The sequence below is a fragment of the Arthrobacter oryzae genome (assembly GCF_037911235.1).
Classification (GTDB): Bacteria; Actinomycetota; Actinomycetes; order Actinomycetales; family Micrococcaceae; genus Arthrobacter; species Arthrobacter oryzae_E.
Genome location: NZ_JBBLYW010000034.1, coordinates 87,357 through 100,358, shown reverse-complemented (window position 1 = coordinate 100,358; position 13,002 = coordinate 87,357). Strand labels below are relative to the sequence as shown.

Here is a 13,002-nt window from a genome sequence, read left to right as displayed (position 1 = left end):
GGCGCTTTCGGCTAGCGGGCGTGCCGCAGGTCCGGGCCGCCGCGGGTGACCGGCGTCCGGGACGGTGCGGCGTTCATCTCCTGCGGCACCGGAAGCTTCGCCAGGATGCTGCGGATGACGCTGTGCGGAGTTTCCCCCGTGCTGGCCGCCTTACGGTCAAGGATGATCCGGTGGGCCAGTACGGATTCGGCTACGCTGACGACGTCGTCGGGGAGCACGAAGTCCCGGCCCTCCAGCGCGGCGGTTGCCTTCGCCGCCCGCAGCAGCTGCAGCATGGAGCGGGGACTGGCGCCGAGCCGGAGCATGGCGCTTGCGCGGGTGGCGCGCCCGATGGACACGGTGTACTCCTTGACTGCCTGCGACACGTAGACCCGCTGGACGGTGGCGATCATGGCGGCCACATCCGCCGAGGTGACGACGGCGGTCACCCTGTTCAGCGGCGACGTCGCCTGGTGCGTCTCCAGCATCTCGATCTCCGAGTCCTGGTCCGGGTAGCCCATGGAGATCCGTGCCATGAACCGGTCCCGCTGCGCCTCCGGCAGCGGATACGTCCCTTCCATCTCGATGGGGTTCTGGGTGGCCACCACCATAAACGGCTCATCCAGCTTGTAGGAGTCCCCGTCCACGGTGACCTGGTGCTCCTCCATGCATTCCAGCAGGGCGGACTGGGTCTTTGCGGAGGCGCGGTTGATTTCGTCCCCGATGACAATATTTGCGAAAACGGCGCCGGGCCTGAATTCGAACAGCCGTGATGCCTGGTTGTAGATGGAGACACCAGTGACATCGGAGGGCAGGAGGTCCGGGGTGAACTGGATCCTGCTGACGGAACAGTCGATGGTGCGGGCCAGTGTCTTGGCCAGCAGCGTTTTTCCTACACCGGGAACATCTTCAAGGAGCAGGTGTCCCTGGGCCAGAAGCACAGTGAGCGCCAGCTTGGCGGCTTCCGCCTTGCCGTCGATTACCGTGTTGATGGCCGACAGGATGCGCTCGCTGGCAGCGTGGAAGGCCTGCGCGTCCATGGCCGGCGGCCTGGTTCCGTTGAACTGGTTTCCAACAACTCCCGCACCGCCGGGGAAGCCCTGCCCTTCGGGGAGTGCTTCGTCTACTGTGGTGCGTCTGTGGGAGTCCATCGGCAGCCTTTCAGCCCTGGGGGAGCCTGGCACGGGTTGGCAAGGACTGCGGCGCCCGCCGGCCGGGCGTTCGCCCGTATGCCTACCAGACTACTAACACAACTGCCGGAGCTGACAGAGAGTTCCGGTATTTCCCGGCAGGTTCCGGAGTGTCCCGGGGCCAGGGCAGGGAGGCTAGGGTAGACGGATGAACACCCCGTTGACGCCAGCCCCGTTTCGCGTGCCCGGAAGCGACGGCTCCGCCCGGAACGGCTATCCGCCCGCACCGGAGCCGCTTCCCGTCCCGGTGATGGACAACCACACGCACCTGGACTTTCCGAACAGCGCCGTGACGGTGGACGTGTCCGCCGCCCTGGACGTTGCCGCGTCGGTGGGCGTGCAGGGAGCGGTGCAGGTTGGCTGCGACCTGGAGTCCTCCAGGTTTACAGTGCAGGCCGTTGACCTGGACCCGCGGCTGCTCGGCGCGGTGGCCATCCACCCCAATGACGCACCGGAGTATGCCGCCCGGGGGGAGCTGGAGGACGCACTGGCCGAGATCGAAGCGTTGGCCGCCCATCCCAGGATCCGGGCCATCGGCGAAACCGGTCTCGACTTCTTCCGCACGGAGGGGGAGGGGCTGCGCCACCAGCGGTACTCGTTCCGCCGCCACATCGACATCGCCAAGCGGCTCGGCCTCACGCTGCAGATTCACGACCGCGACGCCCACGGCGACGTGGTGCAGGTCCTGCGCGAAGAGGGCGCACCGGACGGGGTGGTGTTCCACTGTTTCTCCGGCGACGAGGAACTTGCCCGTACGTGCAATAACGAAGGCTGGTACATGTCCTTCGCCGGCACGGTGACGTTCAAGAACGCGGCCAACCTGCGCGCTGCGCTTGTGATTGCCGACCCCGCCCTGGTCCTTGTGGAGACGGATGCGCCCTTCCTGACTCCCCATCCGTTCCGCGGCCGGCCAAATGCCAGTTACCTGATCCCGCATACAGTCCGGAGCATGGCCGATGTGACAGGCGTCGAACTGTCACAGCTGTGCTCCCAAATCGCGGAAAATTCCCTGCGGGCATACGGATCCTGGGACTAAGAGCGGATCCGCCCAGCGAACAGTCAGGAATACCAGGTATGTATCAAATCTTGGATGCTTTATAACGCTTCGATTACAGTGGATAACTATTAGCCGGGGTCGGGGAAGGCCTTCGGATAATTTCGCTCAGTTCCAGGCCCGTCTCGCGACGGGTCCATTGAGTCCTGAGTGTGGCGGCGCACACGTCTGCTGCAAACATCCGGACCATGTCCGGAGTTGCCCTGAGGGTGTTTGCGTCGGTGGGTGATGTGCGTTTTTCCCCGTGCCCGGATGGTCCTAGAGTTACGGGCAATCGTGGTCAAGTTCTTCACTTCGGACGGTAAGTTCAGTTTCGTCAAGGTCGGCGCTCAGCTGGTGGTGCTCTCTGCACTCGTGCTGGGCCTCGTGGCCTTTGTAGGCAACAACAAGACAGTCACCCTGAATGTGGACGGGAAAGTCAGCTCCGTCCAGACCTTCGGCGGGACCGTGGGCCAAGTGGTCAAGAGTGCCAAGGTGGAGCTGCAGCCCGCAGACCGGGTATCCCCGTCGGCGGACGCCCGCGTGGAGGATGGCTCGGTCATCAACGTCAATCTCGCCAAGGCCGTGAAGATCAGCCTCGACGGGGCAGAGAAAACGATCAGCACCACTTCGGCGAATGTCGAAGGCCTGGTCACCGAGCTTGGCGTCGCCAGCGCCTCGGAAGTCTCCGTACCCAAGGACGCCCAGCTGGCTGTCTCCGGTTCTTTCGTCTCCATCTCCACGCCAAAGACCGTCAGTATCCTCGCGGACGGCAAGGCCTCCAAGACAACCACCACAGCGGCCACCGTGGCCGAAGTCCTCAAGGACGCGGGAGTGACTGTCGGTGCCGGTGACCGCCTTTCCCAGCCCCGCCACGCGCACGTCGTCAACGACATGGCCATCAAGGTGTCCCGGGTGGATTCCTCGAAGACTGCCACCAGCACCGAAGAGGTTCCCTTCGAAACGCTCAGTTCCGAAAGCGCCGATCTGTTCGTGGGCGAGAAGGAAGTCACCCAGGCAGGTGTCCCCGGCAAGGTGGACAAGAACTTCAAGCTCGTTCTGGTGGACGGCCGCGAAGCCTCACGGACCCTCGTGTCCGAGACCGTGTCCCTCCAGCCCGTGACCGAAAAGGTTTCCGTGGGGACCAAGGAAAAGCCCAAGGCCGAGGCCAGCGCCGGTGCAAACACCGGTGCAGCGGCTCCCGCCATGATGAACGAAGCCATGTGGGACAAGATCGCGCAGTGCGAATCCACCGGTAACTGGTCCATCAACTCCGGCAACGGCTACTACGGCGGCCTGCAGTTCGACATCCAAACCTGGCTCGGCTCCGGCGGCGGGGCCTACGCACCCAACGCCAGCCTCGCAACAAAGGCCCAGCAGATCGACATCGCCAACCGCGTTTACGCGCAGCGCGGCCTCCAGCCCTGGGGCTGCGGCTGGGCAGCGACCAGCTAGCAGGCATTCCAGCCCGCAGGCACTGCGGCTGACTGCCGCGGCAGCCGACCACCGCCGCGGAAGTTTGAAGGCCGGGTCCGGATCACCGGACCCGGCCTTTTGCCGTCCCCGGCCGAGTGCTGCACAGGCCCTGCCGCCCCGGGCCAGCGGGAGCTCGAAGGCAACGGGATAGGATACCTAGGTGACTGAACCGACCCCTGCCGCTTCCGGCACTGCGCCCGCACCCTTGCTCGGCGCCTCCGATGTCCGCCGGCTCGCCGAGGAAATCGGGGTCCGTCCCACGAAGACGCTGGGCCAGAATTTCGTGATCGACGGCAACACCATCCGCCGGATCGTAGCCGCGGCGGACATTCACGCCGATGAGACGGTCCTGGAGGTCGGACCCGGACTCGGATCCCTGACGCTCGGATTGCTCGACGCCGCCAGATCCGTTGTCGCCGTCGAAATTGACCCTGTCCTTGCAGCAAAGCTGCCGGGCACTGTGCAGCAGTGGCGGCCCGAAGCCGCCAAAGATTTCCACCTGGTGCTGGCAGACGCCATGAAAGTGACCGAACTGCCGGCGGAGCCCACCGCCCTGGTGGCGAACCTCCCGTACAACGTGGCGGTCCCGGTGGTGCTCCACCTGCTACAGCACTTCCCGAGCCTGCGGCACGGCCTGGTCATGGTCCAGGACGAGGTGGCGGACCGGCTGGCGGCCGGCCCCGGGTCCAAGACGTACGGCGTGCCGTCGGTGAAGGCAGCCTGGTACAGCAGCATGCGCAAGGCTGGCGTGATCGGCATGAACGTCTTCTGGCCGGCACCCAAGATCCACTCGGGGCTCGTGGCCTTCACCCGCCGTGAGCCGCCGGTGACGTCGGCAACCCGCGAACAGGTGTTCGCCGTGATCGACGCCGCCTTTGCCCAGCGCCGCAAGACCCTGCGGGCTGCCTTGGCCGGATGGGCCGGAAGCGCGGCGGAAGCCGAACGCTGCCTGCTGGCCGCGGGCGTCGATCCCACTGCCCGCGGCGAAGTGATCGGCATCGCAGCATTCGCACGCATTGCCGAAGCCCGCCAGGCCGCGCAAGGTTGAGGTCCGGGACCACTCCCGCCTTGGGCGTCTCCTTGGAGTCGCATGCTTGGAGCCTGATGCTGCCATGCCATAGCTTGGACTCATGAACGCAGTGAGAGGGCGCTTTGCCGCGAGGACGGTCCGGGTTAAGGCTCCCGGCAAAATCAACGTCTCGCTGGATGTGGGCCCGCTGCGTGAGGACGGCTATCATTCCGTTGCCAGTGTCTACCTGGCGGTGTCCCTCTACGAGGAAGTAGCCGCCACCAGCACCGGCACCGAAGGCATCACGGTCAGCATCAGTCCGGCCAGCACGCTGGACCTGGCGGACGTGGACATCCCGCTCGACGAACGGAACCTCGCGTACAAGGCGGCCGCCATCATGGCCGACGTGTCCGAGCACTCCACCGGCGTCCATCTGGAAATCACCAAGCGGGTCCCTGTGGCTGGCGGCATGGGCGGGGGATCAGCCGACGCAGCAGCCACGCTGCTGGCCTGCGACGCCCTCTGGAACAGCGGGCTGTCCCGCGATGAGCTCGCCCATCTGGCGGCAGAACTCGGCGCCGACGTCCCGTTTTCCCTGCTTGGCGGCACGGCCGTCGGGCTGGGGGTGGGCGATGAGTTGTCGCCCGCGCTGGCCAAGGCGCAAATGGACTGGGTCCTGGTCACCGCTGACTACGGGCTGTCAACACCTGAGGTGTTCCGGACCCTGGACCGGCTGCGCCTTGCCGAAGGCGTCGCCGTGGAAGAACCCACCGCCGTGGATCCGAAGATCCTGCAGGCGTTGCGCAGCGGCGATGCGGATGCGCTCAGCCGTGTCCTGGTCAACGACCTACAGAGGGCCTCCATTGAGCTGGCGCCGGGACTGCGGGATACCCTTGGACTTGGCGAATCGTGCGGAGCCATCGCCGGTCTTGTTTCAGGCTCCGGCCCCACGGTCGCCCTGCTGACGCACAGTCCCGCTGCGGCTGCCGGCCTCGCCGAGGAACTCAGCCATCACGGCCTGAATGCCCTCGCAGTCCACGGGCCGGTGCCCGGTGCGCGCATCATCTCCGATACGCTCCTTTAGTACTTTTGACTCCGTTCACCCTTTTAGAATTTCCACCGAAGAAAGCAGTTCCCAGTGGCTCACCTGCTCGGCGGCGAGAACCTCACGGTCTCGTATGCAACCCGCACCGTCCTCGACGGCGTTACCCTCGGCCTTGAAGAGGGCGACCGGATCGGCATGGTGGGCCGCAACGGCGACGGCAAGTCCACCCTCATGCGCCTCTTGGCCATGCGCTCCACCCCCGATTCGGGCCGAGTGACCAAGCGCAGCGAGGTGAACATCGGCTATCTGGACCAAAGCGACGTGCTCGACGGCGACCTGACGGTCGGCGCCGCCATCGTCGGCGACCAGGCTGACTACGAGTGGGCCCGCAACCCGCAGATCCGCGAGGTCATGGGCGGACTGGTGTCCGACGTCGACTGGCACGCCAACGTGCACGCGCTCTCCGGCGGCCAGAAACGGCGCGTGGCCCTGGCGAAGCTGCTGATCGAAGACCATGACGTGATCATGCTCGATGAGCCCACCAACCACCTCGACGTCGAAGGCGTCGCCTGGCTGTCCCGCCACCTGAAGACCCGCTGGCGGGCCAATCAGGGTGCATTCCTGGTGGTCACCCACGACCGCTGGTTCCTCGACGAAGTCTGTAACAAGACCTGGGAAATCCACGACGGGATCATGGACCCGTTCGAGGGCGGCTACGCGGCCTACGTCCTGGCCCGCGCCGAACGTGACCGTTCGGCCTCGGTGATGGAAGGCAAGCGCCAGCAGCTGGTCAAGAAGGAACTTGCCTGGCTGCGCCGCGGCGCCCCGGCCCGGACGGCCAAGCCGAAGTTCCGCATCGAGGCAGCCAACGCGCTTATTGCCGACGTCCCGGAGCCCCGCGACTCGATGGCCCTGAGCAAAATGGCCACGGCTCGACTGGGCAAGGATGTGCTGGACCTTGAGCACGTTTCACTGGACTTCCGCGGCGGCGACCCCGGGCAGAAGCTCTTCGACAACATCACCCTCCGTCTCGCGCCGGGGGAGCGGCTGGGACTGGTCGGCGTCAACGGCGCCGGCAAGACCACACTCCTGAAACTGCTCAACGGCGAAATCCAGCCCACCTCCGGCAAGGTCAAGCGCGGCAAGACGGTTGTCACCGCCGTACTGACCCAGGAGGTTAAGGAACTCGACGACGTCAAGGACCTGCGCGTCATTGAAGTGATCGAGCGTGAAAAGCGGTCCTTCAACGTGGGCGGCAAGGAATTCAGTGCCGGCCAGCTGGTGGAACAGCTGGGCTTCACCAACGAGAAGCAGTGGACTCCGGTCAAGGACCTCTCCGGTGGCGAACGCCGGCGGCTCCAGCTTCTGCGCCTGCTTGTTGGCGAACCCAATGTGCTGATGCTCGACGAGCCCACCAACGACCTCGACACTGACACACTCGCCGCCGTCGAAGATGTCCTTGACGGCTGGCCGGGCACGCTCGTTGTGGTGAGCCACGACCGCTACCTGCTGGAGCGCGTCACGGACCACCAGATGGCGTTGCTGGGCGACGGCAAGATCCGGGCGCTGCCGCGCGGCGTCGACCAGTACCTGGAACTGCGCGAAGGCGCGCTGGCCGGCTCCACCATCACCGGCGGCGGCAATCCTGTCATCGGCGCCAGCGGCAGCGCGGCACCCGCGGCCGCCGGCCCCTCGGAGGCCGAGAAGCGGGACGCCCGCAAGGCGAAGAACCGCATCGACCGCCAGTTGGGCAAGCTGACGCAGCAGGAAGAAAAGATCCACGCCCAGATGGTCAAGAGCACGGCAGGCAACGACTTCGACGCCATGGCCGAGCTCAACAAAAAGCTCAAGACCCTGGCAGAAGAACGCGAAGCCCTGGAACTCGAATGGCTCCAAGCCCTGGAAGTCCTCGGCGAGTAACAACCGGGGCAGCAGCAGCAAGGCGGGCGAGGGAGTTATCCGGCAGCGTGCGTCAAAGCGACGAAGGAGCAGCACGCATAGGATGACTGCCTCGCCCGACGGCCGGCACTAAGCCTCGGACCGGAGCTCCGGTTCCTTTTGCAGGCCCGTGAGGCCGTTCCAGGCGAGGTTCACCAGGTGCGCAGCCACGGCGCGCTTGTCCGGCGTGCGGCTGTCCTGCCACCACTGCCCGGTCATGGCCACCATGCCCACGAGCATCTGGGCGTACATGGCGCCGTCGGCCGCGCTGAAGCCGCGCCGGGCGAACTCGTCGGACAGGATGTGCTCCACCCGGGCAGTGACGTGCGAGAGCAGGGTGGAAAATGCGCCTTCGGGCTGCGACGGCGGGGCGTCGCGCATGAGGATCCGGAAGCCGTCGGTGCGGTCCTCGATGTAGGTCAGCAGCGCCAGGGCAGCCCGCTCCACCTGGACCCGTGGCTTGGCTTCGTCCGTGAGGGCGTCGTTGATGGCTGCCAGCAGGATCCGGAATTCATGCTCCACCACTTGGGTGTAGAGGCCTTCCTTGGATCCGAAGTGCTCGTAGATCACGGGCTTCGAGACGCCGGCAGCAGCGGCAATCTCTTCGATCGTGGTGCCGTCCAGCCCCCGGATCGCGAAAAGCCCGCGTCCGATTTCGACCAGCTGTGAGCGCCGCTGCGCCCCGGTCATGCGGAGGCGGGGCACGTATCCGGGAGCCCTGACGGGCCTGCCTGGATGGTTTCCGGCACCGTCGGGCGCACCGTTGATCTTGCTCACCGTCCCATCATGCCTTAAGGGGAATGCCTTGGCAGGCGGGTACCGAGTCGCACGTGCGCCGACCTTCGTGGCAGAATTGGTTCTCGTGCCACCGGCCTATGGCCCGGGCACGGTCCGCTCTGGTGTAATGGCAGCACCCCGGCCTTTGGAGCCGTGGAGTATAGGTTCGAATCCTATGGGCGGAACTGCCGCTGTTGACGGGTGACGTATCCGTAACAGGCCGGCAAGGTGTGAAAGTGCGCGCAACTGAGATCCACCAAGCAAGGAGAGCCTGTACGTGAGCCCCGAGACAACCGGCCCCGCCGCCGTCATCGTCCTAGCTGCAGGTGCCGGTACCCGGATGAAGTCCCGTACCCCTAAGATCCTCCACGAAATCGGCGGCCTGTCGTTGGTCGGCCACGCTCTGCGTGCCGCCCGCACCATCGATCCCCGGCAGCTGGCCATTGTGGTCCGCCACGAGCGCGACCTTGTGGCAGCGCACGTGTCCTCGCTCGATCCCGCAGCCCTGATCGTTGACCAGGATGAGGTCCCCGGCACGGGCCGCGCGGTGCAGGCGGCGCTCGAAGCCCTCGACGCCGGTGGTCCGCTCGACGGCACCGTAGTGGTGACGTACGGCGACGTGCCCCTGCTCTCGGCGGAACTGCTTGCCGAACTGGTCCTGATCCACGAACACGAACGCAACGCCGTCACCGTTCTGACCGCCGTCCTGGACGACGCCGCCGGCTACGGCCGCATCCTCCGCGCGGCCGACGGCACCGTCACCGGCATCCGTGAGCACAAGGACGCCTCGGACGAGGAACGCGAAATACGCGAAATCAATTCGGGGATCTACGCGTTCGACGCCTCCGTCCTGCGCGACGCGTTGGCTCACGTCACCACGGACAACGCGCAGGGCGAGATGTACCTCACCGACGTACTGGGGCTTGCCCGTTCCGCCGGTGGGCGGGTGGCCGCCGTGGTCACCACCGACCGCTGGCAGGTGGAAGGCGCCAACGACCGCGTCCAGCTCTCCGCACTGGGAGCCGAACACAACCGACGCACCGTCGAAGCCTGGATGCGTGCCGGCGTCACGGTGGTGGACCCTTCCACCACCTGGATCGACTCCACGGTGACGCTGGCAGCGGACGTCCGGATCCTGCCCAATACCCAGCTGCACGGCGCAACGACGGTGGCGGGGGACGCCGTCGTCGGCCCCGACACCACGCTGACCGACGTCACTGTGGCCGAAGGCGCCAAGGTGACCCGGACGCACGGTTCCGGCGCCACGATCGGGGCGAACGCCAGCGTCGGGCCGTTTACCTACCTCCGCCCGGGAACCGTGCTGGGTGAGACCGGAAAGATCGGCGCCTTCTACGAGACGAAAAACGTAACGATCGGCCGCGGTTCGAAGCTGTCGCACCTCGGCTACGCCGGCGACGCGGAGATCGGCGAGGACACCAACATCGGCTGTGGCAACATCACAGCCAATTACGACGGTGAGAACAAGCACCGCACGGTGATCGGCTCCGGCGTGCGTACGGGTTCCAACACGGTTTTCGTTGCTCCGGTCAAGGTGGGCGACGGCGCCTACAGCGGCGCCGGCGCAGTGATCCGCCAGGACGTGCCGGCCGGCGCGCTGGCCATCTCGGTGGCCAAGCAGCGTAACTCGGAAGGCTGGGTCGTCTCGCACCGGCCGGGCTCCATCTCAGCAGTACTGGCCGAAGCCGCGGGGGCAACGGCGCCGGTCAGCGAAACGGCAGCGGCCCAGCCGTCCCAGGTTTCCTCAAGTACCCCGGCATCTACAGAAGAAGGCACGCAATCATGACCGAAATTACGGCACGCGGCGAGAAGAAACTGGTTCTCGCCGCTGGGCGGGCACACCCCGAGCTTGCGCGGGAGATCGCCAAGGAGCTGGGTACGGAACTGCTGCCGGTGGATGCCTACGATTTTGCCAACGGGGAAATCTACGTGCGCGCCGGGGAAAGCGTCCGCGGCACCGACGCCTTCGTGATCCAGGCGCACCCGGCGCCGCTGAACAACCACCTCATGGAGCAGTTGATCATGATTGATTCGCTGAAGCGGGCATCCGCCAAGCGCATCACCGTGGTTTCGCCCTTCTACCCCTACTCCCGCCAGGACAAGAAGGGCCGCGGCCGCGAGCCGATTTCGGCCCGCCTGGTGGCCGACCTGTACAAGACCGCCGGCGCGGACCGCATCATGAGCGTCGACCTGCACACGTCACAGATCCAGGGATTCTTCGACGGCCCCGTGGACCACCTCATGGCCATCCCGTTGCTGGCTGACTACATCCGCACCCGGGTCGCAGCGGACAACATCACCGTGGTCTCGCCGGATACGGGCCGAGTCCGTGTGGCAGAACAGTGGGCGGAGCGTCTCGGCGGTGCCCCGTTGGCGTTTGTCCACAAGAGCCGTGACCTCACGGTTCCGAACCAGGCTGTCTCCAAGACCGTCGTGGGCCAGATCGAAGGGCGCACCTGTGTCCTGATCGACGACATGATCGACACCGGCGGAACCATTTCCGGCGCCGTCCAGGTGCTGAAGAACGCCGGCGCCAAGGACGTCATCATCGCGGCGACCCACGCAGTCTTCTCCGACCCGGCGGCCCGCCGGCTGGCCGAGTCGGGCGCCCGCGAAGTGGTGGTCACCGACACGCTTCCCATTTCGGCTGACAAGCGCTTCCCGCAACTGACGGTGCTGTCCATCGCACCGTTGATTGCACGCGCCATCCGCGAAGTGTTCGACGACGGCTCCGTCACCAGCCTTTTCGACGGCAACGCCTGACGTCCGCACTGCCGGGCTTTACCGATAGACCCCGCCGGCGTTGGGCCCCGTTTTCAGTAACAGGGCCCGACGCTGGTAAGCTGTTCAACGATACCTTGGCGAGGGAGAGCACCGGAGAGCCGTATAAACGGCAACCGGTGCAGGTCTCCGTTATCGACTGGGTCTGAATCTCCCTTCTTGAAGGGCCGGCCACGGGCCGCCCGGCGTTGAAGGTCGCAAACAGACCTCCGCCCTTGCTGAACACCGTTTAGATTTCAAGGAGATATTCATGTCTGAGCAGAAGCTCGCAGCAGAAGTACGCACCGAATTCGGCAAGGGCTTCGCCCGCCGCGCACGCATGGCCAACCTCATCCCGGCCGTCATCTACGGCCACGGCGCAGACCCGATCCACATCACCCTGCCGGCCAAGGCCACCACGCTGGCCGTCCGCGTTGCCAACGCCCTGCTGACCCTGGACATCAACGGCGAAAAGCACCTCGCGCTCGTCAAGGACATCCAGCGCAACCCGATCAAGCAGATCATCGAGCACCTCGACCTCCTGACCGTCCGCACGGGCGAGAAGGTCACCGTGGACGTTCCCGTCCACGTCACCGGTGAGCTTGCTCCGGGCAACGTCTACAACCAGGAAATGACGGTTGTTTCCCTCGAGGCCGAGGCGACGCACCTGCCCACCGCCGTCGAGGTCAGCATCGAAGGCCGCGCCGCCGGCGAGCACATCCACGCCTCCGACCTGGTCCTCCCGAAGGGCTCCGTCCTGCTGGCTGACCCGGAATCCCTGGTCGTCAACATCTCCGAGGCCACCGAGGTCACCGAGGAAGAGGCTTCCGAGGACGCAACAGCCGAGGCATCCGAGGCTGCAGCCGAGTAATTCGCGGCCTCCCGTTTCGCGTGGCCGGGTCCCCGTAGGGGCCCGGCCACTGCCGTGTTAAAGCCCGTTTGTAATTAACCCTAGGATTGACGCATGACTGACACCTGGCTGATCGTAGGCCTTGGCAACCCCGGCGCCGAATACAGCAACAACCGGCACAACGTCGGCCAGATGGTGCTGGATGAACTGGCGCGCCGGGCGGGCGGCAGTTTCAAAGTGCACAAGGCCCGCGCCCACGTGCTGGAGGGCCGCCTCGGAATCGGGGGACCCCGCGTTGTCCTGGCTAAGCCGATGAGCTACATGAACGTCTCGGGCGGACCGGTATCTGCCCTGGCGAAGTTCTACGATATTGATCCGGAACACGTCGTGGCGGTCCATGACGAAATCGACATTCCCTTTAATACCGTCAAGCTAAAGATCGGCGGTGGCGAGGGCGGACACAACGGCCTGCGGGACATTTCGAAAGCCCTGGCCACCAAGGAGTACCTCAGGGTCCGCGTCGGGGTGGGCCGGCCGCCGGGGCGGATGGACACCGCCGACTTCGTCCTGAAGGACTTCGCCACCACCGAAAAGAAGGAACTGCCTTTCCTCCTGGATGATGCCGCCGATGCGGTGGAGACCGTAGTCAGGGACGGCCTCGCGGCCGCACAGCAGAAATATCACACGGCACTTCAGTAACGTTGCCCTAAAACCGCTGTGAGAGGGTAACCTGCGGGTGGGGGACTGGTCACGGTTAGTGCAACGCAATTGGTTAACCAATTGCAAAAAAGCGGCCTAATTGTTTAGCCATACCTGCTATGGTAATTTTCACATTCAAGGCCTTGTTGCCTCGTTTGGCGGCATCGGAAAACTAAACACCCGACGGCTCAGCCAAGTCGCATCAGCTCGAGCCACGAAGGTAGCGTG

At 65.5% G+C, this 13,002-nt stretch carries 11 protein-coding genes and 1 tRNA gene; 10 read left to right on the top strand and 2 right to left on the bottom strand.

Annotation, left to right across the window (positions count from 1 at the left end; all coding sequences use genetic code 11):
- Window positions 1-11: 11 nt before the first annotated feature.
- Window positions 12-1,130, bottom strand: coding sequence for a MoxR family ATPase (locus WMN78_RS10355; RefSeq protein ID WP_340533662.1), 1,119 nt, complete (start codon window positions 1,128-1,130; stop codon window positions 12-14).
- Between the two features lie 187 nt (window positions 1,131-1,317).
- On the opposite strand from WMN78_RS10355, the gene WMN78_RS10350 reads away from it, so the two are divergent.
- From WMN78_RS10350 to WMN78_RS10330, 5 genes are all read left to right on the top strand, one after another.
- Window positions 1,318-2,205, top strand: coding sequence for a TatD family hydrolase (locus WMN78_RS10350; protein ID WP_340533661.1), 888 nt, complete (start codon window positions 1,318-1,320; stop codon window positions 2,203-2,205).
- 270 nt (window positions 2,206-2,475) lie between these two features.
- Complete coding sequence (locus WMN78_RS10345) at window positions 2,476-3,657, top strand: ubiquitin-like domain-containing protein (RefSeq protein WP_340533660.1); 1,182 nt, start codon at window positions 2,476-2,478, stop codon at window positions 3,655-3,657.
- A 181-nt stretch (window positions 3,658-3,838) separates the two neighbouring features.
- Window positions 3,839-4,726: a 16S rRNA (adenine(1518)-N(6)/adenine(1519)-N(6))-dimethyltransferase RsmA gene (gene rsmA / locus WMN78_RS10340; RefSeq protein WP_340533659.1), complete on the top strand. Its 888-nt coding sequence runs from the start codon at window positions 3,839-3,841 to the stop codon at window positions 4,724-4,726.
- Window positions 4,727-4,808: 82 nt separating this feature from the next.
- A complete protein-coding gene (locus WMN78_RS10335) occupies window positions 4,809-5,771 on the top strand; it encodes a 4-(cytidine 5'-diphospho)-2-C-methyl-D-erythritol kinase (protein WP_340533658.1) in 963 nt (320 codons plus the stop codon).
- Window positions 5,772-5,825: 54 nt separating this feature from the next.
- Window positions 5,826-7,652: an ABC-F family ATP-binding cassette domain-containing protein gene (locus tag WMN78_RS10330; protein ID WP_340533657.1), complete on the top strand. Its 1,827-nt coding sequence runs from the start codon at window positions 5,826-5,828 to the stop codon at window positions 7,650-7,652.
- Between the two features lie 108 nt (window positions 7,653-7,760).
- Here WMN78_RS10330 and WMN78_RS10325 read toward each other — a convergent pair whose 3' ends face one another.
- Complete coding sequence (locus WMN78_RS10325) at window positions 7,761-8,360, bottom strand: TetR/AcrR family transcriptional regulator (protein WP_340533681.1); 600 nt, start codon at window positions 8,358-8,360, stop codon at window positions 7,761-7,763.
- A gap of 200 nt (window positions 8,361-8,560) precedes the next feature.
- Between WMN78_RS10325 and WMN78_RS10320 the strand changes: the two genes are divergently transcribed.
- From WMN78_RS10320 to pth, 5 genes are all read left to right on the top strand, one after another.
- Window positions 8,561-8,632, top strand: a tRNA-Gln gene (locus tag WMN78_RS10320).
- Window positions 8,633-8,724: 92 nt separating this feature from the next.
- Entirely contained in the window at window positions 8,725-10,251 is a 1,527-nt protein-coding gene (gene glmU / locus WMN78_RS10315; RefSeq protein WP_340533656.1) for a bifunctional UDP-N-acetylglucosamine diphosphorylase/glucosamine-1-phosphate N-acetyltransferase GlmU, read from the top strand.
- Window positions 10,248-11,228 (top strand): ribose-phosphate diphosphokinase, encoded by a 981-nt coding sequence (locus WMN78_RS10310; RefSeq protein WP_305940211.1) that lies wholly within the window; start codon window positions 10,248-10,250, stop codon window positions 11,226-11,228. The genes glmU and WMN78_RS10310 overlap by 4 nt, the downstream gene beginning before the upstream one ends.
- Before the next feature lie 268 nt (window positions 11,229-11,496).
- Window positions 11,497-12,096 (top strand): 50S ribosomal protein L25/general stress protein Ctc, encoded by a 600-nt coding sequence (locus WMN78_RS10305; protein ID WP_340533655.1) that lies wholly within the window; start codon window positions 11,497-11,499, stop codon window positions 12,094-12,096.
- Between the two features lie 93 nt (window positions 12,097-12,189).
- Window positions 12,190-12,774 carry an aminoacyl-tRNA hydrolase gene (gene pth, locus WMN78_RS10300; protein WP_340533654.1) on the top strand — a complete coding sequence of 195 codons (585 nt, stop codon included), beginning with the start codon at window positions 12,190-12,192 and terminating at the stop codon, window positions 12,772-12,774.
- Window positions 12,775-13,002: the final 228 nt, after the last annotated feature.

Excerpts from the sequence above, each read along its gene's own strand:
- WMN78_RS10355 (WP_340533662.1), bottom strand. The coding sequence starts at position 1,130 with ATGGACTCCCACAGACGCACCACAGTAGACGAAGCACTCCCCGAAGGG.
- WMN78_RS10310 (WP_305940211.1), top strand. The coding sequence starts at position 10,248 with ATGACCGAAATTACGGCACGCGGCGAGAAGAAACTGGTTCTCGCCGCT.
- WMN78_RS10305 (WP_340533655.1), top strand. The coding sequence starts at position 11,497 with ATGTCTGAGCAGAAGCTCGCAGCAGAAGTACGCACCGAATTCGGCAAG.
- WMN78_RS10325 (WP_340533681.1), bottom strand. The coding sequence starts at position 8,360 with ATGACCGGGGCGCAGCGGCGCTCACAGCTGGTCGAAATCGGACGCGGG.
- pth (WP_340533654.1), top strand. The coding sequence starts at position 12,190 with ATGACTGACACCTGGCTGATCGTAGGCCTTGGCAACCCCGGCGCCGAA.
- WMN78_RS10350 (WP_340533661.1), top strand. The coding sequence starts at position 1,318 with ATGAACACCCCGTTGACGCCAGCCCCGTTTCGCGTGCCCGGAAGCGAC.
- WMN78_RS10335 (WP_340533658.1), top strand. The coding sequence starts at position 4,809 with ATGAACGCAGTGAGAGGGCGCTTTGCCGCGAGGACGGTCCGGGTTAAG.
- WMN78_RS10345 (WP_340533660.1), top strand. The coding sequence starts at position 2,476 with ATGGTCCTAGAGTTACGGGCAATCGTGGTCAAGTTCTTCACTTCGGAC.